This window comes from Rhodococcus sp. PvR099 (genome assembly GCF_017833315.1).
In the GTDB taxonomy this organism is placed as follows: domain Bacteria; phylum Actinomycetota; class Actinomycetes; order Mycobacteriales; family Mycobacteriaceae; genus Rhodococcus_G; species Rhodococcus_G oryzae.
In genome coordinates, this window is sequence record NZ_JAFIBV010000001.1 from 1,539,903 (window position 1) to 1,561,572 (window position 21,670).

The window sequence follows — 21,670 nt, forward strand, 5'->3', positions numbered from 1 at the left end:
AATTGGTGCCTGGCCAGGATCAGACCGCTCCCAGCGACCACGTGAGCACCGACACACCAGAAGCCGACACAACGGCGGCACCAGCGGCGGACGACGCCGATCGAGGGCCGGTCGGCCGGGGCGCGGGTATCCGGCGCATCGTCGCCGCCCCCGCGGCCCGCGTGTGCATCCTGATCGCCGCTGCCATCGGCGTGATCTACAACCTCGTCGGGTTCCCCGGCCTGCGGCAGATCGGCAGCTACTACCGGATCGACCTCGACGTGTACCGCATCGGCGGCACCGCGCTGGCGAACGGCGTCGCGCTCTACGGTCCGATGCCGCCGACCGCACTCGGCAAGTCGCTGCCGTTCACCTATCCCCCGCTCGCCGCGATCGTGTTCAGTCCGATGTCCGCGATCAGCCTCGGCGAGGCCAGCATCGCCCTGACAGTGCTCTCCCTGCTGCTGCTCTTCGCGACCGTGGTCGTGACCCTCACCTCCATCGGCGTCCTGCCGGAACGCACCATGCTGTGGATCGCCGGGGCGGCGTTCGCCGGGGCGCTGCTGCTCGAGCCGGTGTACTCCACCCTCAACTACGGCCAGATCAACATCGTGCTGATGGCCCTGGTCGCCGCCGACTGCCTGCTCAAGAAGACGCCGTGGCCGCGCGGCGCGCTGGTCGGTCTCGTCGCTGCGGTCAAACTCACGCCCGCGGTGTTCGTGCTCTACTTCCTGCTGCGCAAGGACTTCCGGGCCGCGGTGGTCACCGCCGTGAGTTTCGTCGCAGGCAGCGCAATCGGCTTCGCGGTCTCGTTCACCGATTCCAAGCAGTATTGGACCGACACCCTCATCGACTCCAACCGGATCGGCAGGCCCGCCTATGCGGCCAACCAGTCGATCACCGGCATGCTGGCTCGGCTCGGCCTCGACCCCTCGCTGCGCACCCCGCTGTGGATCCTGGCGAGCGCGGCGGTTCTGGTCGTCACCGTGCTGGCCGCGCGCAAGGCGCTGGCCGCGGACATGCCCGCGCTCGCGCTCACCGTGACGGCGCTGTTCGGCCTCCTGGTCTCGCCGGTGTCGTGGTCACACCACTGGGTGTGGGTGGTCCCGACGCTGCTGATCCTGGGACACCTGGCATACACGCGCCGCAGCCTCGGCTGGGCGCTCTGGGTCGCGACCGGAACGGCGCTGTTCGTGGTGGCCCCGCACTGGCGACTGTCCCCCGGACGGTCCAGCGGCCTCGGCTGGCCGCTGTGGGATCAGTTCCTGGCGTCGTCGTACGTGTGGTGGGGCCTGGCGACGCTGGTGCTGGTCGCCGCGGCCGGCGTCACGGGGAGGCCGAAACGGATCGCCGCGGACGAGCTGTCGCGGGTGCCTGCCCCGGTCGCGTAGCCCGCTCGTCTGGAAGATTGGGAGAGGCCATGGCCGACGATGATCGCCACGACGGGGATTCGGACGTCGACTGGTTCTGGAACGTCATAGAGGAGGCCTCACGGAGCCGTGATCACCTTCGCGAAATTCTCGGACGACTGCCGAAGGGCGCCGTCCACAAGTTTCAAGACCTGTTCTTGGACTTCGCCGCCGAGCTACAGGACGAGCCATATCGGTCGGATCTCGGGCCCGACGAGTCTGAAGACGGCCTCGAAGACGCGGCGCACTGGGTCGTCAGCCAGGGGCGCGTGACATACGAAGCGGTCCTCGCAGGGCGTAGCCGGATGCCGGCACACGTCGACGTCGGTGATCCAGCCAACCTCGGCGGGCTCGCCTACGAGGTCTACTTTCACCGGTTCGGGGAGCCGCTGGACCTGATCTAGCTCGCCCGGGTGTCCGGGATCCGGTCGGCGGCGGGCGCGGGTGCGGGCGCCGCCGTCTCGGCGGGCTTGTTCTTGAGCGTGGCCGCGTAGATGTCGACGTACTCCTGACCGGAGAGCGCCATCAGCTTGTACATGACCTCGTCGGTGACCGCGCGCTCGACGAAGCGGTTCCCACCCATGCCGTTGAAGCGCGAGAAGTCGATCGGCTCGCCGACCTTGATCACGATCTTCGCGAAACGTGGAAAGCGCGAGCCGATCGGGTTGAGCTTGTCGGTACCGATCATCGCGACCGGGATGACCGGGACGCCGGACTGCAGCGCCATCCGCGCCATGCCGGTCTTGCCCTTGTACAACCGGCCGTCCGGGGAACGGGTGCCCTCGGGGTAGATCCCAAGCAGCTTGCCGTCGCCGAGCACCTTCATGCCCGCATTGAGCGCGTCCTGCGCAGCATCGGCGCCGGTCCGGTCGATCGGCACCTGGCCGACCGCGGAGAAGAACCACCGCTGGAATCGGCCCTTGAGTCCGGTGCCGGTGAAGTACTCGCTCTTGGCCAGGAAAGTGATCCGGCGCGGCGAGCGCAGTGGCAGGTAGAACGAGTCCATCACGGCCTGGTGATTGCTGGCGAGAATCGCCGGACCATCACTCGGAATGTGTTCGGCGCCTTCGATAGTCGGGCGCCCGAGCACCAGCAGGATCGGTCCGAGAAAAATGTATTTGACCAGCCAGTACCACATGGCACCCTTCCCGAAGTCATCCGTGCTCACGCTATGTTTCTCGTGTGATGACTGTACTCACGGCCGGTGCATGTGGTCCACCGGAGGGGCACCCCGGCCACCGGTGCCCGCGCGAGCCGGTCAGGATTCCAGTTCCGTGCGAGCGAGTTCGGCCGCACCGATCATCCCCGCCGCCTCGCCGAGCTGGGTCGGCCTGATCCGGGCCAGTGGACGATGTCCGGACCCGGTGATGAGGGTGGCGTAGTGCTCACGCGCGTCGTCGAGGAAGAGCGGCGCCGAACTGGCGACGCCACCGGCGATCACCACGAGGTCGGGGTCGTAGACATCGCTCACCATCGCGAGCCCGACGCCCAACCAGCGCGCGAACTCCGCCATCGTCGCCATCGCGACCTTGTCGCCGTCCTGTGCCGCGCCCGCCACCCGGCGACCGGTCAGGCCCCCCGGGTTCCCCGCCACCTCGCGCGCCAGGACCGTCGACTCGGCCGGATTGGCGGCCAGCAACTCGATCGCGGTGTCGACGAGGGCGGTGCCGCTGCAATACCGCTCCCAACAGCCGCGCTTGCCGCAGGCGCAGGGGCGGCCGCCGGACATCACCTGTACGTGCCCGAGCTCGGGTGCCACCCCGTGGCTACCCCGGTAGAGCTCGCCGCCGATCAGCAGTCCCGCACCGATCCCGGTCCCGATCGACATCATCAACACGTTCTGCCCGCCTGCCGCGGCGCCGAACCGGTACTCCGCCCAGGCAGCCGCATTGGCGTCGTGCTCGAGGATCACCGGCATGCCGAGGCGATCGCTGAGGTCGCGCGCGACCGGTGCGTCCACCCACGGCAGGTGCGGCGCGAAGCGCACCGTGGACCGGTCCGGGGTGATGAAGCCCGCCACCGCGAGGCCGACGCCGACGATCTCGTGCCGCCCGCAGAGCTCCCGGACCGCGCGGTCGAGCCCGTCCTCCAGCGCCTGCGCAGACCGCGGAGTCGGCGCGAACGTCGAGTCGAGCACCTGACCGTCGGCATCGACGACCGCCGCCCTGATGCTGGTTCCGCCGACGTCGATACCGATCGTGAGTGCGGTCCGACCGCCGGTGCGCGTGCCCATGGTCAACGATTGTGCTCGACCTGAACCGAGATCGGGACGAACTTCGGGCGAGCACCCTGCGCCTGCGCGCCAGGAGCGGCCGTCGATCCGTCGGGCCCACCGTCGGGGTCGGGATGCGCCCCGTGCTCGTCCAGGATCTGCCGGAGCAGTGCGAGCAGCACCGCCGCCTGCGAACCGAGCAGCGTGATCAGGTCGTGCTGCTCGCCTCGGGCCAGCGCCGCAAGCGCACACACCGGGCACCAACTGCACCCGTATGGCCCCGGCTCGCCGCCGTCGGGGTTCGCGGCGGCAGCGGCGGCCTCGGACGCCTTCTGCAGCAGCGGTTCCAGCCGATCGAACGCCGCATGTGTGAGCGCCCGCAGCTCGGCGACCAGGTCCGCGTGATCGTCGCTCACAGCGGCCAGACCTGCGGATCGGGGCGGAACCGGACGACGAGATCGCCGTCCTCGAACTGGGCGCCGACCGTGGTGCAGCGCCGGAGCACGGACGCCAGCCTGACCCTGCGCCGGACCCCTGCCGCGCCGACCACCAGGTCGTCCTCGACCCTGCCGAGGGTCAGCGTGGACGGGTCTACCAGGGGCATGCGCAGTCGCAGCGCGTACACCGATTCCACCCCCGACCCTGACTCCAGTTCCACCCTCGCCCCCGCCGAATCGTCGTCCGCGGCGGTCAGCGGATCGACCCCGGCCGGATACAGCGCATCGGCGAGCGCGGCGAGAGAGTCAAACCCTACCGGCTCGAGGGCGTTCTCGTCGGCCGTGCGGACCGGCAGCCCGCCGAGCGAGCCCGCCAGCGAATCCAGCTGCACACGCTCACGCTCCGCTCGCTCCGCATACCAGCGCAGAGCCGGATGGTCCACGCCCTTGGCCGGGACCGGATCATGTTGCGGCAGAATCCTGTTCACGATCAAGCCGTCGACTCGCACGCCGAGCACGGACATCGCCGCCGCGGTTCGCCGCGCCTCGGCCACGCCGACCGCATCCGCGGTGAGCACCATTCGCGCACAGGTGTTCTGCCGGTCGGTGAGCATCGCCCGGACCGGCAGCGTGAAGTCACTGAGACGGTCGACCAGCAGCGCGGCAATCGCCTGCCAGCGCTGCGCTCCCGGCACCGTGGCCCTGAGGTATCGGGGCCAGATCCGCTCGAGATAGTCGTGCACCATGTCCGGAACCGTCAGCAGGCGCAGCAGTTCCCCGGTCGGCGGGCAGTCGACCAGCACGGCGTCCCAGTCCCCTCCCTGCGCGAGCCGGGCCACCTCGGCCAGCCCGAGCAACTCCTCGGCACCGGGCAGTCCGGTCAGTTCCTGCGGGTCGGGCAGCGACAGCGCAGAACCGTGCTCGTGATCGGTGCCGCTGGGGATCAGGGCCGACAGCGCGACCAGTCGATCCTCGAGCAGGGTCAGGGTGTCGAGCTCGAGCGCGTCGAAGCCGTCGGCCACGGCGAGGACACCGGTACCCGCCGCTGCGGCCGCGCCCTCCAGCGCGAGCACCTCGGTCAGCGAGTGCGCGCGATCGAGCGAGATGAGCAGGACGCGGTCTCCGGTGCGCGCCAGCGCAATCGCGGTCGCGGCCGCCAGTGTCGTCTTCCCGACGCCACCCTTTCCTATGAAGAACCGGACCTGGGTGTTCGCATCGGAGCCGCGCCCGGTCAGCCTTCGACCCTCTTCTTCAATTCCTTGAGGGCGGTGTCGGTGATCGCCTTCTCGGCCTTGCGTTTGAACAGCCCGATCATCGGGATGTTCAGGTCGACGGTCAGCTCGTAGGTGACCGTGGTGGTCCCGTCCGGCTGGTCCTCGAGGGTGTACGAGCCGTCCTGCGACTTCTGGATCTCGGCGGAGGCCAGCGACCAGCGCACGGACTTTCCGTCCGGCGCCCAGTCGAAGTCGAGTTCGTAGGTGTCCTTGACCATCCCGGCATCCAGCACGAACCGGACCCGCCGCGCGCGACCGTTCGCCCCGCGGGCGAGCACCTCGACTGACTTCGCCGCAGCCACCCACTCGGGGTACGCGTCGTAATCGGCGATCACGTCCATCACCCGACCCGACGGAGCGGCGATGCTGATCGACCTCTTGGTCTTGTCGGCCATACGACCAACGCTTCCTTTCACTCCAGGACAGCCACGAAGGCACTCGAACCCATCACACAGGAAACAGATGTGCGCGCACAACGACCGGCCGCACCGCGCGACACCGTCGGCGGGCGATCACCTGGGGGTCGGCGACTCTCCGGCAGGCCGACCGGCCTCGAGCTCGCGCTTGGTGCCGAAGGCCATCACCTTGCCCGCCACGCGGCGCGCCCGGGTGAGGGCCCCGAGATCGAGCTCGGCCAGTTCCGCTGGACCGGCGCCGGTCGGCTCGGCGTGCAGGAAGTAGTGCACGATCGTGCCGTCGAGCTCCGGCTCCAGCCAGACCTCCATGGTTCCGGTCAGCGCGCCCGTGACCGTCCAGCGAATCCCCTTCTCGCCTCGGTCCTCCCGCACGCTGATCTGGAGATCCGGCCACCAGCGGCGCCATTTCGACACCACGCCGATCGACTCCGCGACCGATGCCGGCGGCGCCGCGATGAAGGTCTGGTCCGAGACCTGAATGCTGCTCACCGGATTAGCTTCACACACTCCGCGCGGCGGGTGCGGGCCAGGGCCGATCAGCACGGGTTAAAGTGGAACCGCAGCAAAACCTACTCGTCAGTACACCGCAGTGCCGGAGGTCTTCGTGCGTGAATTCAGCGTTCCGTCAACATTCACCATCCCTGAGGACGCGTCCGCCGTCGACTCGGTGTTCACCCATGCGGCGAACACACCCGACCTGGCCGTCTTCACCCGGCTGACCGGCGGCACGTGGACCGATGTGTCCGCGGCCGAGTTCGCGGACCAGGTCACCGCCCTCGCCAAGGGCCTGATCGCATTCGGCGTGCAGCCAGGCGATCGGGTCGCCCTGATGTCCTCGACCCGGTTCGAGTGGCAGCTGATCGACTTCGCGATCTGGGCCTCGGGCGGCGTCACCGTGCCGGTCTACGAGACCTCCGCGGCCGAGCAGGTGCGGTGGATCCTCGAGGATTCCGCCGCGGTCGCGCTGTTCGTCGAGAACGACGGCCACACGAAGGCACTCGAGCAGGTCGCGGCCGAGTCACCGGCCCTGCGCAAGATGCTGCAGATCGAGGGCACGCCGGGAGCGGTGGCGGAACTGATCGCGCTCGGCGCCGATGTCAGCGACGACGAGGTCCGGTCCCGCGCCGACGCGCTCAAGGCGACCGACCCCGCGACCCTGATCTACACCTCCGGCACCACCGGTCGCCCGAAGGGCTGCCAGCTCACCCACTCCAACCTCATCGCCGAGTCGCGCGGCATCAGCACCTCCGGATTCGGCGAGCTGCTGCGCCCGGGCCGTCGCACCCTGATGTTCCTGCCGCTGGCGCACGTGCTCGCCCGCGCGGTCTCCCTCGCGGCCTTCGACGCGGGCGCCACCGTCGGCCACACCTCCGACATCCCGAACCTGGTCCCGACCTTCGGCACGTTCAAGCCCGACTTCATCCTGTCGGTGCCCCGCGTGTTCGAGAAGGTCTTCAACACCGCCCGCCAGAAGGCGCACGCCGAGGGCAAGGGCAAGATCTTCGACAAGGCCGCCGAGACCGCGGTCGAGTGGAGCGAGGCCAAGGACACCGGCGGTGCCGGCTTCGGCCTCAAGGTCAAGCACGCGGCGTTCGACAAGCTGGTGTACTCCAAGCTGCGTGCCGCGCTCGGCGGTCAGTGCCAGCTCGCCATCTCCGGCGGCGCCCCGCTCGGTGCCCGCCTCGGCCACTTCTTCCGTGGCATCGGCGTGACGATCTTCGAGGGCTACGGCCTGACCGAGACGACCGCGGCGGTGGCGGTGAACACGCCGGGCGGCCAGAAGGTGGGCAGCGTCGGAAGGCCGTTGGCCGGCAACGCGGTTCGCATCGCCGAGGACGGCGAGATCCTGCTCTCCGGGCCGGTGGTCTTCGGTGGCTATTGGCGCAACGAGGCCGCCAGCGCCGAGGCGCTCGAGGACGGCTGGTTCCACACCGGCGACCTCGGCTCGGTCGACTCCGAGGGCTACATCACGATCACCGGGCGCAAGAAGGAGATCATCGTCACCGCGGGCGGCAAGAACGTCGCGCCCGCGCAGCTCGAGGACCAGCTCCGCGCGCACCCGCTGATCAGCCAGGCGCTCGTGGTCGGCGACCAGAAGCCCTTCATCGGCGCCCTGATCACGGTCGACCCCGACGCGTGGACGGGCTGGAAGGCGCGCAACAGCAAGCCTGCCGAGGCCACCGTCGCCGATCTGATCGCCGATGCCGACCTGATCGCGGAGGTCGATGCGGCCATCGCGGAGGCCAACAAGTTGGTCTCGCACGCGGAGTCGATCAAGAAGTACCGGATCCTGCCGGTGGACTTCACCGAGGAGACCGGCGAGCTCACGCCGACGCTCAAGCTCAAGCGGAACGTCATCCACCAGAGCTTCGCGAACGACATCGAGGCCATCTACGCCAAGTAGGCGGCTCCGCCGCCTGTGCGTGGTTGACGAGTGCCAGCACTCGTCAACCACGCACGGGTGCGCAGCACCTAGTGCAGCAGGCCGCTGAGCTTGGCTGCCAGCGCATCCCAGCGCCACTGCTCGGTCACCCACGTGCGGCCGGCTGCGCCCATGGCCGCCGCGCGGTCGCGATCGGCGAGCACCGAGATCACCGAGTCGGCCACCTGCCGGACCGACCGCCCGTCTACGACGTGCCCGGTCTCGTTCTCCCGCACCGTTTCCGGCGCGCCACCGGATCGACCCGCGATGACCGGAACGCCCGAGGCCGAGGCCTCGAGGAACACGATGCCCAGCCCCTCGACGTCGAGGCCCGCTCCCCTGGTCCGGCACGGCATCGCGAACACGTCGGCGATCGTGTGGTGCGCCGCGAGCTCGGCGGACGGCACGGTGCCCGTGAACACCACGTGCTCGGCCATCCCGGTCTCCTTGGCCAGCGCGTGGAGTCGACCCTGGTACGGGCCGCCGCCGACGACGACGAGCACCGCGCCGTCGATGGACTCACGGATCCGCGGCAGCGCCCGGATCAGCACGTCCTGGCCCTTGCGCGGGACCAGCCGCGACAGACACAGCACGGTCGGGCGATCGCCAAGCCCGTATCGCGCCCGCAGCTCCGCCCTTGCCGCCGGGTCGGGTCGGAACACCTCGGTGTCGACACCGGGCGGCAGGTGCTCGAGCGCGGCGTCTGCTCCGAACGCGGACGCGAACCGGCCGCGCGTGTACTTGCTGACGAAGGTGACCGTGTCCGTGGTGTTCCCGATCCGGCGCAGCGCCTGCCGGGCGCCCGGCAGCATCGACCAGCCGACCTCGTGGCCGTGCGTGCTCGCCACCACCCGCTCCGCGCCTGCCCGGCGCAGCCCGGGGGCGAGCAGTGCCAGCGGGGCCGCCGCGCCGAACCACACGCTGTCGCATTCGCGCGACCGCACCAGCTTGGCCGCCCGGCGGGCCACCAGCGGCGTTGGCAGCATCAGCGTCGTGGGGTGGCGGACCACCTCGAACGGCTGACGCGCGTCGAACTTCTTGTGGCTGTCACCCCGCCAGCGCGGGGCGTACACCACCAACTCGTCGGCAGGCAGCGCGTTCGCAAAGGACTGGAGGTAGGACTGGATGCCTCCCGGTCGGGGCGGAAAGTCATTCGTCACCAACAGGGTTCGGCGCATATGTTCACCGTAATTGCCGGACACGGGGGGCCGCTGCGCAGGGTCGGGTCGACCGGCTCTCAGTCGAGGCCCTCGGCGACCCAGCGGCCCCAGTCGGTCACGAACTCGGACGCGGAGAGCCCGACGGCCTCGTGCAGCTTCACATCGAGCTCGTGGCTGTCGACGGGTCCGGTCGCCAGGTCCACGTACAGCTCGCGCAGCGTCGGCTCGTCGAACCGGTCGGCGACAAACGCCGAGACGGACCAGGCCAGCTCGTATGCCGCCTGGGCGCGCTCCCCGCCTGCCATGAAGTCCGCGTCGACGGGCAGCCGCGTCGGGGGCCCGTGCGCGACGACCGCCGCCGCCAGAATCGGCGCGGCCCGACCGACGGGAGCATCGGCATCGCGGTGACCGGCGTAGTCGGCGAACCCCTCCAGCATCCACATCGGCGATCCGTCGGTGGTCGCGGCGCGGGCGGCCACGTGGGTGAGCTCGTGTCGCAGCACCGAATGCCGGGTGTCCTCGTCGAGTCGCTCCGACGCGGCCGGGCTGAACACGACGCGCTGGCCCGTCGCAGAGTCGGACCCGGGCTCGACGACGTCCGAGACCGCGACCGCGGCGATATCGGAGCCGCTGTGGTCCGCTCCGACCTGCTCCATGAACTCCTCCTGAGAGGAACTGACGACCACCAGCGCCCGCTGCGACCAGTCGGGGCCCCACAGTTCGGTCACCGAGGACACCGCGTCCGCGAGGTCCGCCGCGATCGCGTCGATCAGCTCCTCCTGGTCGGAGTGACCGAGCACCACCGACGAGTGCGAACCGGTCTCCACCTCTCGCACGACGACCGGGCCGAAATCCCAAGGGCCCCGCCAGGTATCGCGTCCGTACTCGGGGAGTGACCGGTCGGAAACCAGGGTCCAGTTCTCCCCCCGCCTGGCGACGATCAGTGAGACGGGCTTGCGCGTGGGACCGGCATCGGCGCCCTGGACGGCGTAGCGCAGGTAGGCGGGCACCGCCCACACGTCGGTGGCGTCGAGCTGCTCGGCCAGGTCCGTCGGGACCGGGGTCTCGGGGTCGGATCCGATCTCGTAGCCCCAGTCCGCCAACGGCACCGCGGCGAGATGCTCGCTGCGGCGGATCTCGGAGGCGAGGAACTCGGGCGCAGCGGCGCGGTCGAACAGCGCGGCGAGCGCGTCGGTGTCACCGGCCCTGACGGCGCCCGCCCAGCGGTTCAGGAGGTCCTGAACCCCCGCGCGGCGCGCCTGTTCGTACGGATTGACGGCGGCGGCGCCCTCGGCGCCACGCGGTTCCGATTCCGTCAGCTGCGACCGGGCCGTCAGTGCGCCGACCACGACGACGGCGAGCAGCAACCCCGCGAGCGCAGCCGCCTCCCAATTCCGGATCCGACGCCGTGGCTGCCGCGGCGGGACGTCCGGTACGCCGTTCAGTACCTTCTGGCGCCGTAGAACGGGTACGCGTCCATCGGCGCGACCTTGACCGGAACACCGAAGGTGGACGCGTGCAGGATGTTGCCGTTGCCCGCGTACATGCCGACGTGCGAGATGTCGGGGTAGAACAGCACCAGGTCGCCCGGCTGCAGCTCGGAGCGCGAGACCGGGATCCCGCCCGCGGCCTGGGCCTGGCTCGAACGCGGCAGCGTCTTACCGACCTGCTTGTAGGCCCACACCATCAGGCCGGAGCAGTCGAAGGAATCCGGACCGGTGGCGCCCCAGACATACGGCTTGCCGACCTTCGTCAGGCCTGCCTGCAGCGCGCCGGAGTTCGACCCGGGCACGAGCCCCTTGAGCAGGGTCTGCGGATCGAATCCGGGAGGGAACGGGCTACCGGCGAGGGCGGCCCGCTCCGAACCGCTGAGCGCGCCGAACGCCTGGGTGACCTGCGCGATCTGGGCCTGCAGGTCGCTCTGCTTGTTCTGCAGGTCGTCGCTGATCGACCTGGCCTGCTCGGTGGCGGTGCGCGCCGCGTCGGCGGACTGGCGCGAGGCCTCGGCCGCGGTGGCGGCCTCGTCGGTGGCCTGCTTGAAGTGGCCGACCTGGGCCGCGGTGTCCTCGGAGAGCACGCTGAGCGTGGACATCTGGTCGAGGAGTTGCTGCGGGGAATCCGAGACCATCACCGCGAACAGTCGATTGACGCGAGCGCCCTGGTAGCTGGCCGTCGTGAGCTTGTCGACCGCGGGCTGGAACTGCGCGATCCTGGTCTTCGCCTCGGTCAACAGGTTCTCGTCGGCGGCGTGCCTGGACTCGGCGTCGCGCTGGACGGCGGTCTTGGACTCGAGGTCGATCTGGGCGTTGTGCAACGCCTCGCTGGTCTGCTCGGACGTCCGGGAGAGTTCGGAGAGCTTCTCGAGCGCGGCTGTCGGATTCTCCAGCGCGGGATCCGCGGCTGCGGTGCCCGCGGGGACCACGACTGCTCCGAGGGACAGCAGGCCCGTTGCCAGCACTGCGCTGGTAGATCGCTTCAGTCTCTGTGACGCCACGAAAGCTGGTACTCCGTTCTTCCACTTCCCGTCGGCCGGATTGGCGGACGGGTCGGGCTGGGAAGATCAGCCCTGCCCCACGAACCGAGGTCCGAGCGGGAGATTCACCCCGGCGACTCCGTCCCCGGTACCGGACCTGCGCCTGCGGCGCCCGGATCCTGTGTGGTGGTGACCCCCGATGCCACGCCGGGTGACGCGGCAAGATTTCGGAAGGTCTCAGACAGGTTACGGAATGGCATACGACGATGTCCACCCAAACTGCCGAGACATTTTCCGCTCACCCCGAGGGCCGTGCGACAGGCGCAGACCCGCCGACGAAAACGTGGTGGGCCCGAACCGTCAGAGACGGTTCGGGCCCACCACGAGGGTTCGTGCGCGGCGCTCAGTAGCGGCGGGCGCCGTCCATCGGCATGGACGACAGCGGTGCGCGCTTGACGGGGGTACCGGAGGTCGCGGCGTGGATGACCTCGCCGTTGCCCGCGTAGATGCCCGAGTGCGAGCCACCGTAGAAGGAGACCACGTCGCCCGGCTTGAGGGCGGAGGTGGAGACCGGCGTACCAGCCGAAGCCTGGTCGTAGCTGGTGCGCGGCAGGTTGATGCCCGCCTGCTTGAAGGCCCACTGCACGAGGCCCGAGCAGTCGAAGGAGTCCGGGCCCGAGGCGCCGTACACGTAGGGCGAACCGATCTTGCTCGCGGCGGCCTGAACGGCCTTGTCACCTGCGGAGACCAGCGGCGCGGGGGCCGGCGCGCCGGGCAAGGCCGGGAGGCCGGGGACCTGGATGGTCTGGGCAGGCACACCCGGGATGTCGAAGGTTCCGATGCCAGAGATCGTGACGGGCTCGGCGAGGGCCGGGCCGGCAGAGACTGCGATGGCACCGAAGGTCAGCGCGCTGGCAACGGCAATGCGTCGCACCGAACGCTGGGTAGTGGATGAAGCCACGAGAAGGGGTACTCCGTTTCTTCCGTTCATCCGCCGACCGAGTTAGCTGACGGGTTCGGGCTGGGAAGATCAGCCCTACCCGGCGGCACGCATTCGCGCTCCGACGGGATTCACCCCAGAGAAACTTGGGTTCCCGGCACGATCGCTCTCACGAGTGATCGATTAGGCGGTACCTGGCGATGCCGCACCGGATGGTGTGGCAAGACTCCGCTAGGTCTCAGGAAGATTACGAAAGCGTCGAGCCCCTGTCGACCCAACACGCCCGACCAATCGGCCGATTCGGACATATCGCCCATAAATGGGCGCTAGGCCACTCCCGGGTCACGGACAGATAACGACCGACCGGTCTGCGTGGTATCCGCAGCGCGCACCAACCGAAGCCTCGGCACCAGCCCGACATCGGCGAGCACGTCAAGAGCGACCCGTTCGTCCTGCTCAATACTGATACGGGCCGACCCCGCAGAGTCCACGGCCCGCACCCCCGGCCGGACACCGGGCGGACCGAGCAGCACCGTCACCACACAGTCGCCGCACGCGGTATTGCGAACCTCGCAGTCGTTGCAATCGACAATCACTGTGATCCTCGTCTCTGCCGGTGGCCTCGCGGCGTTTCGCAGGCCTCTGCGACGGAAACTAGCGGCGCGGTCCGACACGGACCGCGCGACGGCCGCGACAGGTGGGCCCTGTCGGTGGCCGCCCCTAGCCTCAGCCGGGTGAGTCCGCAGAGTCCGCCAAACGCCCAGCTGAGCTTCGACGAGCTCGACACCCCACTGCGGGACACCACCTTCGTCGTCGTTGACCTCGAGACCACCGGCAGCGCGCCCGGCGAGGACGCGATCACCGAGATCGGTGCGGTCAAGATCCGTGGCGGCGAGATCATCGGCGAGCTGTCCACCCTCGTCGATCCCGGCCGCTCGATGCCCCCGTACATCGTCGAGCTGACCGGTATCACCTCCGCCATGCTGATCGGGGCGCCGCGAATCGAGCGGGTGCTCCCGAGCTTCCTCGAGTTCGCACGCGGCGCCGTCCTGGTGGCCCACAACGCGCCCTTCGACATCGGCTTCCTCAAGGCCGCCACTGCCCGCTGCGAGCTGCCCTGGCCACCGTTCCAGGTGCTGTGCACCGTCAAGCTGGCCCGCCGGGTGCTCGGTCGGGACGAGGCGCCCTCGGTGAAGCTCTCGGCCCTCGCCGCCCTCTTCGACGTCAGCACCAAGCCCACCCACCGGGCCCTCGACGACGCCAGGGCGACGGTGGAGGTGCTGCACGGGCTCATCGAACGGGTCGGCAACCTGGGCGTACACAGTTACCCGGAACTGGTCGACTACCTCCCCAACGTCTCCGCCGCGCAGCGGGGCAAGCGCGGGCTCGCCGCGCACCTCCCCCGCACCCCGGGCGTCTACCTGTTCCGCGGCCCGTCCGACGAAGTGCTCTACGTCGGCACCGCGGTCAACCTGCAGCGCCGGGTGCGCGGCTACTTCACGGGATCAGAGACCCGCGCACGGATGAAGGAGATGGTGGCGCTGGCCACCAGGGTGGACCACGTCGAGTGCGCGCACGCCCTCGAGGCGTCGGTGCGCGAACTCCGGCTGCTGGGCGCGCACGCCCCTCCCTATAACCGGCGCTCGAAGTTCCCCCGCCGGGCGTGGTGGATCACCCGGACCGCCGAGCCGTTCCCCCGGCTCGCGATCTCGCGTAGCGCGACCTCCGACGCCCTCGGCCCGTTCGGTTCCCGCACGGACGCGGCGGAGGTCGCCGCGACGATCGCCGACATCTGCCGAATCAGGACGTGCACCAAGAGAATTCGCGATGACCAGCCCCATGGGCCCGACTGTCCGGACAGTGCGGTCGGCGGTTGCCCCGCCGGGGGCACGCCACAGAGCGCGGCCGAGTACAGCCGTGCACCGGACACCGCGCACGCGCTCTTCCGGGGAACCGACGATGCGCCGCTGCACGGGCTCCGTGCCCGGATCGAAGAACTCGCCGCGGCCGAGCTGTTCGAGAGTGCCGCGCGGCTCCGTGACCGCACCACGGCCCTGGCGCTCGCGCTCCGCCGGGCTCAGCGCCTCGCGAGCCTCGCCGCCGTCGACGAACTGGTCGCCGCGCGCCCCTCGCCCTCCGGCGGCTGGGAGCTGGCGGTGATCCGGGCAGGCAGGCTCGCCTCCGCAGGGGTGGCCGAACGCGGCGTGCCTCCGATGCCGGTCGTCGAAGCACTGACCCTGTCGGCCGAGACCGTGATCGAGGAGCCGTCACCGCTGCGGGGCGCGATGGCGGGCGAGGCCGGGCTCATCGCCGGCTGGCTCGAGACGCCGGGGGTCCGGATCGTGCGCGCGAGCCACGGATACGCCGAACCCGCGCGCGGCGGTGGCGGCTGGCTGCAATGGTGCGCGGTGGCGCGGGGAGCCGCCGCGGCGGCAGGCACCGCCTAGGGTGACAGAGGAAAGAACAGAGTCGGACGCCCGTCTATGGACAAGGACCCACACGGCCCTTCCTATAGATAGGACGCCACCGCAGCCAAGGAGCGAGATGATCAACGCCATCGTCCTCATTCACGCCAAAGCGAACCGGATCCCGGAGACCGCGCAAGCGGTGGCCGACATCGCCGGGGTGTCCGAGGTCTATTCGTGCGCGGGCGACGTCGACCTGATCGCCATCGTGAAGGTCCGAGACCACGCCCAGATCGCCGAGGTGGTCACCGGCGCGATCAACAAGGTGGACGGCGTCGAGCAGACGACGACCCACATCGCCTTCCGCTCCTACGCCAGCGCAGACGTCGAGGCCGCCTTCTCCATCGGCGAGTGATCCGGGGCGGGCACCGCCGTTCGGTTCGACCGACGGCGGTTCCCGCACCCGGTGGGCGTCAGTCCGCCAGTTCGGTGGAGACCGCGACCCAGCGGTCGAGCAGCGCAGCCGCGTCGCCACTGTCGATCGCGCGTACGGCCCGCTCGAGGCCCGCACGCAGGGCGCTGTCGAGATCGCCCGAGAGACCGCTGTGGGCGGCGATCGCGCCCGCCGCGTTCAGGACCACCGCGTCGTGCACGGCACCCCGCTCGCCGCCGAGCACCGCCCGCGCGATCACCGCGTTCGCCTCGGCGTCCCCGCCACGCAGGGCCGACAGCGGCACCCGCTCGATCCCCAGCGCCGTCGGGTCGATGCTGTCCTCGCGCACCTGCCCACCGGACACGACATACGCCGTGCTCGTGGTCGACGTGGTGATCTCGTCGAGTCCGTCGTCGCCACGCACCACCAGTGCGCTGCTGCCCCTGCGCGCCAGGACCCCCGCCACCACGGGCTGCAGGTCCGCGAAGGCACAACCGATCAGGCCGGCTCGCGGCCGCGCGGGGTTGGTCAGCGGCCCAAGCACGTTGAACACCGTCGGGATGCCGATCTCCTTGCGCGGACCAGCGGTGAACCGGAACGCGGGATGAAAGGTCGGCGCGAAGCAGAACCCGATCCCCACCTCGCGCACGCACCGCGCGACGGCGTCCGGGCTCAGGTTGATCCGGACTCCGAGCGCCTCGAGCACGTCGGCGCCGCCGCTCTTCGAGGACGCGGCCCGGTTTCCGTGCTTGACCACCCGGATGCCCGCGGCGGCGACCACGACCGAGGCCATCGTGGAGATGTTGACGGTCTGCTGCCGGTCACCGCCGGTGCCGACGACATCCACCGCGTCACCGTCGACATCGATCGTGCGCGCATGCGCGAGCATCGCGTCGGCGATGCCGCTCACCTCGGACGGGGTCGGGCCCTTCATCTTCAGTGCGATGCCGAACGCCGCGATCTGCGCGGAGGTGGCGTTGTCCGACATGATCTCGTCCATCGCCCACGATGCGGTCCCCGGATCGAGATCGCGTCCGTCCGTCAGCGCACCGAGCACCTCTGGCCAACTCCCCATCGCAACCGCCTCTTCCCGTCGCCGTCAGCACAATCGAAGACGAAGCTTAGTCAGTACGGGCAACCGGATTCCGCGGCGGCTGCAGCGCATCCCATCCGAGGACACGACCACCCGCGCGCTGCGCCAACCCCGCCATCCGGGAGCGCTCCTGCGAACAGTGCAGCGCGTCGAGGACCTGCACCCGCTGCAGCACCAACGCCACCAGTTCCTCGGCCCCCGGTTCCGCCCCCGCCGGGTCGACCTCCTGCGGCGCGGGCGCGTCCGGCGCCGCGACGGTGTAGCGGTCCTGACCCGCGAGCTCGACCGCCCCGTGCACCTGATCCGCAGGCACCCACAGGTGGTGCCGCAGGACGGCGTCCGCCTCCTCGATCCACCCAGGCTCCGACCCCGCAGCCCGCTCCAGCGCCCGGCTGCATGCCTCCGCGTCGTCGAAGCTCGACGCCACCACCACAAGATCGGTCCGCGTCGCGTCGAGCGGCACCGCCTTACGCCGCCCGAACCGCTTGCGCCACCACCGCACTCGTTCCATGACGCCAGCCTCGCATGCCCGACTACCTGCACAATCACAGACCACGGCATACTGGTCGTAGGCCGCGACGCGCCAAGAACGGACCCGGGTAGTACTCGCTTACGACGAAGCGTCATACTTCTGTCTGTGACGAGCGCAGTAGGGACCCAAGGATCCGCAATCACCCAGCGCGTGCACTCGCTGAACCGGCCGAACATGGTCAGCGTCGGCACCATTGTCTGGCTGTCCAGCGAGCTGATGTTCTTCGCCGGCCTGTTCGCGATGTACTTTGTCGCGCGCGCGCAGGCGGACGGACACTGGCCGCCGGAGCCCACCGAGCTGAACCTCGGCCTCGCGGTGCCCGTCACCGCGGTGCTGGTGGCTTCTTCCTTCACCTGCCAGATGGGCGTCTTCGCCGCTGAGCGTGGTGACGTCTTCGGGCTGCGCCGCTGGTACACGATCACCCTCATCATGGGCACGATCTTCGTGCTCGGCCAGGCGTACGAGTACTACCACCTGGTTCACGAGGGCACCACGCTCTCGAGCAGCGCGTACGGCTCGGTCTTCTACATGACGACCGGCTTCCACGGCCTGCACGTGATCGGTGGTCTGGTCGCCTTCGTCTTCCTGATCGCGCGTACCAAGGTCAGCAAGTTCACCCCGGCACAGGCAACGGCTGCGATCGTTGTCTCGTACTACTGGCACTTCGTCGACATCGTGTGGATCGGCCTGTTCGCCACCATCTATTTCATCCGTTAAGAAGCTGAACGCAGTTCACAGCCCAAGCCCGTTCAGTCCGTCCCGCGAGACCAAAGGGATACAGATGAGTTCATCCCCCCCTTCAGCAGCCGCCGGTAGCGCGTCTGCCACGAAAGCCCGTCGGCAGCGAAAGTTCCGGCGGCGCGTCACCGGCGCCATGGTCCTGATGATGGGCCTTGTCGGTGCCGGTTTCCTCGCCGCGGCGCTGACGCCGACTCCGCAGGTGGCCACCGCGTCCGACGATTCGGCAGCGCTGATCCGCGAGGGTAAGCAGCTCTACGACACGTCCTGCATCACCTGCCATGGTGCGAACCTGCAGGGTGTCCAGGACCGTGGACCGAGCCTCATCGGCGTCGGCGAGGCCGCCGTCTACTTCCAGGTGTCCTCCGGCCGCATGCCTGCGGTGCGCAACGAGGCCCAGGCCCTTCGCAAGCCGCCGAAGTTCGACACCAAGCAGACCGACGCCCTCGGCGCCTACATCCAGGCCAACGGCGGCGGTCCGACCGTGGTCCGGGACGAGAACGGCGAGATCGCCCAGTCGTCGCTGCGCGGCGACGATGTGGCCCGCGGCAGCGAGCTGTTCCGCCTGAACTGCGCCTCGTGCCACAACTTCACCGGTAAGGGCGGCGCGCTGTCCTCCGGCAAGTTCGCCCCGCCGCTGGAGCCGGCGAGCGAGCAGCAGATCTGGCAGGCGATGGCCACCGGTCCGCAGAACATGCCCAAGTTCTCCGACCGGCAGCTGAGCCCGGACGAGAAGCGGGACATCATCGCCTACGTCAAGTCCGCGACCGAGTCCAAGAACCCCGGCGGCTACGGCCTCGGCGGGTTCGGCACCGGCCCCGAGGGCATGGCCATGTGGGCCATCGGAATCGTTGCGGTTGTTGGCGCAGCACTCTGGATCGGAGCAAAGTCATGAGCGACGCCGGTCACGGCGATACGCCTAAGAAGCACACCGAGGAAGAACTCGCCGCGATGAGTCGCGACGAGCTCGTCGAACTCGGTACCAACCTCGATGGCGTCGACATCGCATTCCGCCGCGAGCGGTGGCCCGTCAAGGACACCAAGGCGGAGAAGCGTGCCGAGCGGAGCGTGGCCATCTGGTTCACGATCGCCGGCATCTCTGCCCTCGCGTTCATCGGGATCTACCTCTTCTGGCCCTGGGAGTACAAGGGCATGGGCGAGGAGGGCTACAACGCGTACAACCTGTACACGCCGCTGATCGGCCTCACCATGGGTCTCGCGATCCTCGGTGTCGGTATCGGCGCGGTGCAGTTCACGAAGAAGTTCATCCCCGAAGAGGTCTCCATCCAGGACCGCCACGACGGCGGCTCGCCGGAGCAGGACCGCAGGACGATCGTCGCGGAGCTGAGCGACACGCTCGACACCTCGACCATCGGTCGTCGCAAGCTGATCACCCGCAGCCTCGGCTTCGGTGCGGGCGCCCTCGGCATCATGGCGATCATGCCCCTCGGCGGTCTGATCAAGAACCCGTGGGCGAAGGGCGACAAGTCCGACCTGTGGACCTCGGGCTGGACCCCGACGTTCCCCGGCGAGACCATCTACCTGCGTCGCTACACTGGTCGCACCGACGACGTCGTCCTTGTCCGCCCGGAGGATCTCGACGCGGGCGCCATGGAGACGGTCTTCCCGTTCCGTGAGTCCGAGCGCGGCAGCGAGCGCGCCCTGGCACACGCCCTCAAGCGCGCCGACAACCCGGTCATGCTCATCCGCCTGCGGACCGAGGATGCCAACAAGGCCGTCAAGCGCAAGGGCCAGGAGAGCTTCAACTTCGGCGACTACTTCGCGTACTCCAAGCTGTGCACGCACCTCGGCTGCCCGACGTCGCTCTACGAGCAGCAGACCAACCGGATCCTGTGCCCGTGCCACCAGTCGCAGTTCGACGCTCTCCAGTACGGAAAGCCGATTTTCGGTCCCGCTGCTCGCGCACTGCCGCAGCTGCCGATTACAGTGAATGAAGAGGGCTTCCTGGTCGCCAACGGCGACTTCGTCGAAGCTCTCGGCCCGGGATTTTGGGAGCGTCCTTCATGACAGTGACAGACAACCAGTCCAAGGTCTCCGCTCACGCCGCCAAGGCGGCCGAGGGCATGGACTCTCGGTACCACCTGGCCGCGGGCATGCGCAGGCAGATCAACAAGGTCTTCCCGACCCATTGGTCCTTCATGCTCGGCGAGATCGCGCTCTACAGCTTCGTGATCCTGCTGATCTCGGGTGTCTACCTGACGCTGTTCTTCGATCCGTCGATGGCGGAGGTCGTCTACGACGGCGCCTACCAGCCGCTGCGCGGCGTCGAGATGTCGCGGGCGTACGCCACGACACTCGACATCTCGTTCGAGGTTCGCGGCGGCCTGTTCGTCCGGCAGATCCACCACTGGGCCGCGCTGATGTTCGCCGCGTCGATCATCGTGCACCTGCTGCGCATCTTCTTCACCGGCGCGTTCCGTCGCCCGCGTGAGGCGAACTGGGTCATCGGCTGCCTGCTGCTGATCCTGGCGATGTTCGAGGGCTTCTTCGGCTACTCGCTCCCCGACGACCTGCTGTCCGGCACCGGCCTCCGCGCCGCCCTGTCCGGCATCACGCTGAGTGTCCCGGTCGTCGGTACCTGGCTGCAGTGGCTGATCTTCGACGGCGACTTCCCCGGTCAGCTGATCATCCCGCGTCTGTACGTGGCACACGTGCTGCTGCTGCCGGGCATCATCCTGGCGCTGATCGGCGCGCACCTGGCGCTGGTCTGGTACCAGAAGCACACGCAGTTCCCCGGCCCCGGCCGCACGGAGCAGAACGTCGTCGGCGTCCGCATCCTCCCCGTCTTCGCGATGAAGGGCGGCGCGTTCTTCGCCTTCACCTTCGGCATCCTCGCGCTGATGGGTGGCCTGCTGCAGATCAACCCGATCTGGAACCTCGGCCCGTACAACCCGTCCCAGGTGTCCGCGGGCGTCCAGCCCGACATCTACATGATGTGGACCGACGGCATGGCGCGTCTGTGGCCGGCGTGGGAGATCTACCTGTGGGGCACCTACACGATCCCGGCGGTGTTCGCGGTCGCGCTCATCATGGGCCTGGTGTTCACGGTGCTGATCGCATACCCGTGGATCGAGAAGAAGTTCACCAAGGACGACGCTCACCACAACCTGCTGCAGCGTCCGCGTGACGTTCCGGTTCGCACCTCGCTCGGCGCGATGGCCCTGATGTTCTACGCCATCCTGACGATCATGTGCATCAACGACATCATCGCGTACAAGTTCGACATCTCGATCAACGCGACGACGTGGATGGGCCGCATCGGCATCATCGTGCTGCCGCCGCTGGCGTACTTCTTCACCTACCGGTTCTGCCTCGGCCTCCAGCGCAGCGACCGCCAGGTGCTCGAGCACGGCATCGAGACGGGCGTGATCAAGCGTCTGCCGCACGGTGAGTACGTCGAGGTCCACCAGCCGCTCGGACCCGTGGACGACCACGGCCACCCGATCCCGCTGGAGTACCAGGGCGCCGCGATCCCGAAGAAGATGAACAAGCTCGGTTCGGCCGGCAAGCCCGGCTCCGGATCGCTGCTCGTCGCGGATCCGGCCGACGAGGCCGCGGCACTGCTCGCGGCCGAGCACAAGAACGAGCACGACCAGATGGCGATCCTCAAGGATTACCAGGACAAGGCCCACGGTCACGGCGCGTACGCCGACGGCCAGAAGCCGCTCACGGACGGCGAGAAGCCGTCCACGGACGGCGGCCACTGACCCGGTTAGAACCAGGCGA

The 21,670-nt window shown here is 69.1% G+C and carries 22 protein-coding genes and 1 riboswitch; of the genes, 9 read left to right on the top strand and 13 right to left on the bottom strand.

Features of this window, described 5'->3' with window-relative positions:
* Positions 1–5 precede the first annotated feature (5 nt).
* Both JOE46_RS06965 and JOE46_RS06970 read left to right on the top strand, forming a co-directional pair.
* A complete protein-coding gene (locus JOE46_RS06965) occupies positions 6–1,370 on the top strand; it encodes a glycosyltransferase 87 family protein (RefSeq protein WP_373560255.1) in 1,365 nt (454 codons plus the stop codon).
* Between the two features lie 29 nt (positions 1,371–1,399).
* Positions 1,400–1,792, top strand: a complete 393-nt coding sequence (locus JOE46_RS06970; protein ID WP_097212157.1) for a DUF4240 domain-containing protein — start codon at positions 1,400–1,402, stop codon at positions 1,790–1,792.
* Here JOE46_RS06970 and JOE46_RS06975 read toward each other — a convergent pair.
* The 6 genes from JOE46_RS06975 to JOE46_RS07000 form a co-directional block, all read right to left on the bottom strand.
* Positions 1,789–2,526 (bottom strand): 1-acyl-sn-glycerol-3-phosphate acyltransferase, encoded by a 738-nt coding sequence (locus JOE46_RS06975; RefSeq protein ID WP_097212156.1) that lies wholly within the window; start codon positions 2,524–2,526, stop codon positions 1,789–1,791. The two genes, JOE46_RS06970 and JOE46_RS06975, sit on opposite strands and share 4 nt — an antisense overlap.
* A 120-nt stretch (positions 2,527–2,646) precedes the next feature.
* Positions 2,647–3,621 carry an ROK family protein gene (locus JOE46_RS06980; RefSeq protein ID WP_097212155.1) on the bottom strand — a complete coding sequence of 325 codons (975 nt, stop codon included), beginning with the start codon at positions 3,619–3,621 and terminating at the stop codon, positions 2,647–2,649.
* A gap of 2 nt (positions 3,622–3,623) precedes the next feature.
* A complete protein-coding gene (locus tag JOE46_RS06985) occupies positions 3,624–4,016 on the bottom strand; it encodes a hypothetical protein (RefSeq protein WP_097212154.1) in 393 nt (130 codons plus the stop codon).
* A complete protein-coding gene (locus JOE46_RS06990; RefSeq protein ID WP_307861344.1) occupies positions 4,013–5,293 on the bottom strand; it encodes an ArsA family ATPase in 1,281 nt (426 codons plus the stop codon). Before JOE46_RS06990 ends, JOE46_RS06985 begins: the two co-directional genes overlap by 4 nt.
* Positions 5,269–5,706: an SRPBCC family protein gene (locus tag JOE46_RS06995; RefSeq protein WP_097212153.1), complete on the bottom strand. Its 438-nt coding sequence runs from the start codon at positions 5,704–5,706 to the stop codon at positions 5,269–5,271. Before JOE46_RS06995 ends, JOE46_RS06990 begins: the two co-directional genes overlap by 25 nt.
* Before the next feature lie 117 nt (positions 5,707–5,823).
* On the bottom strand, positions 5,824–6,216 hold the full coding sequence (locus tag JOE46_RS07000) for a polyketide cyclase / dehydrase and lipid transport (RefSeq protein WP_097212152.1): 393 nt from the start codon (positions 6,214–6,216) through the stop codon (positions 5,824–5,826).
* A gap of 115 nt (positions 6,217–6,331) precedes the next feature.
* Between JOE46_RS07000 and JOE46_RS07005 the strand changes: the two genes are divergently transcribed.
* Positions 6,332–8,131: a long-chain fatty acid--CoA ligase gene (locus JOE46_RS07005; protein WP_097212218.1), complete on the top strand. Its 1,800-nt coding sequence runs from the start codon at positions 6,332–6,334 to the stop codon at positions 8,129–8,131.
* Positions 8,132–8,199: 68 nt separating this feature from the next.
* Here the strand turns inward: JOE46_RS07005 and JOE46_RS07010 are convergent, their stop codons facing one another.
* The 5 genes from JOE46_RS07010 to JOE46_RS26320 form a co-directional block, all read right to left on the bottom strand.
* The gene (locus JOE46_RS07010; protein ID WP_097212151.1) at positions 8,200–9,327 is read right to left on the bottom strand and encodes a glycosyltransferase family 4 protein; all 1,128 of its coding nucleotides are present in this window, start codon (positions 9,325–9,327) and stop codon (positions 8,200–8,202) included.
* 59 nt (positions 9,328–9,386) lie between these two features.
* Entirely contained in the window at positions 9,387–10,673 is a 1,287-nt protein-coding gene (locus JOE46_RS07015) for a hypothetical protein (RefSeq protein WP_373560258.1), read from the bottom strand.
* 77 nt (positions 10,674–10,750) lie between these two features.
* Positions 10,751–11,803: a C40 family peptidase gene (locus tag JOE46_RS07020; protein WP_097212149.1), complete on the bottom strand. Its 1,053-nt coding sequence runs from the start codon at positions 11,801–11,803 to the stop codon at positions 10,751–10,753.
* A gap of 382 nt (positions 11,804–12,185) precedes the next feature.
* The gene (locus JOE46_RS07025; protein ID WP_179800571.1) at positions 12,186–12,743 is read right to left on the bottom strand and encodes an NlpC/P60 family protein; all 558 of its coding nucleotides are present in this window, start codon (positions 12,741–12,743) and stop codon (positions 12,186–12,188) included.
* 15 nt (positions 12,744–12,758) lie between these two features.
* A riboswitch (cyclic di-AMP (ydaO/yuaA leader) is annotated at positions 12,759–12,922 on the bottom strand.
* A 126-nt stretch (positions 12,923–13,048) separates the two neighbouring features.
* Entirely contained in the window at positions 13,049–13,318 is a 270-nt protein-coding gene (locus JOE46_RS26320) for a hypothetical protein (protein WP_097212147.1), read from the bottom strand.
* Between the two features lie 138 nt (positions 13,319–13,456).
* Between JOE46_RS26320 and JOE46_RS07030 the strand changes: the two genes are divergently transcribed.
* The gene (locus JOE46_RS07030) at positions 13,457–15,169 is read left to right on the top strand and encodes a DEDD exonuclease domain-containing protein (RefSeq protein ID WP_179800570.1); all 1,713 of its coding nucleotides are present in this window, start codon (positions 13,457–13,459) and stop codon (positions 15,167–15,169) included.
* A 97-nt stretch (positions 15,170–15,266) separates the two neighbouring features.
* Positions 15,267–15,542, top strand: a complete 276-nt coding sequence (locus tag JOE46_RS07035; RefSeq protein WP_077041953.1) for an Lrp/AsnC family transcriptional regulator — start codon at positions 15,267–15,269, stop codon at positions 15,540–15,542.
* A gap of 58 nt (positions 15,543–15,600) precedes the next feature.
* On the opposite strand, the gene trpD is transcribed toward JOE46_RS07035, so the two are convergent.
* Entirely contained in the window at positions 15,601–16,635 is a 1,035-nt protein-coding gene (gene trpD, locus JOE46_RS07040) for an anthranilate phosphoribosyltransferase (RefSeq protein WP_097212145.1), read from the bottom strand.
* A gap of 46 nt (positions 16,636–16,681) precedes the next feature.
* A complete protein-coding gene (locus JOE46_RS07045; protein WP_097212144.1) occupies positions 16,682–17,164 on the bottom strand; it encodes a hypothetical protein in 483 nt (160 codons plus the stop codon).
* A gap of 126 nt (positions 17,165–17,290) precedes the next feature.
* Between JOE46_RS07045 and JOE46_RS07050 the strand changes: the two genes are divergently transcribed.
* The 4 genes from JOE46_RS07050 (at position 17,291) to JOE46_RS07065 (ending at position 21,651) form a co-directional block, all read left to right on the top strand.
* Complete coding sequence (locus tag JOE46_RS07050; protein WP_097212143.1) at positions 17,291–17,902, top strand: heme-copper oxidase subunit III; 612 nt, start codon at positions 17,291–17,293, stop codon at positions 17,900–17,902.
* 64 nt (positions 17,903–17,966) lie between these two features.
* Complete coding sequence (locus JOE46_RS07055) at positions 17,967–18,818, top strand: cytochrome c (protein WP_097212142.1); 852 nt, start codon at positions 17,967–17,969, stop codon at positions 18,816–18,818.
* Entirely contained in the window at positions 18,815–19,951 is a 1,137-nt protein-coding gene (locus JOE46_RS07060) for a ubiquinol-cytochrome c reductase iron-sulfur subunit (protein WP_097212141.1), read from the top strand. Before JOE46_RS07055 ends, JOE46_RS07060 begins: the two co-directional genes overlap by 4 nt.
* Positions 19,948–21,651, top strand: coding sequence for a cytochrome bc complex cytochrome b subunit (locus JOE46_RS07065; protein WP_097212140.1), 1,704 nt, complete (start codon positions 19,948–19,950; stop codon positions 21,649–21,651). Before JOE46_RS07060 ends, JOE46_RS07065 begins: the two co-directional genes overlap by 4 nt.
* Positions 21,652–21,670 lie beyond the last annotated feature (19 nt).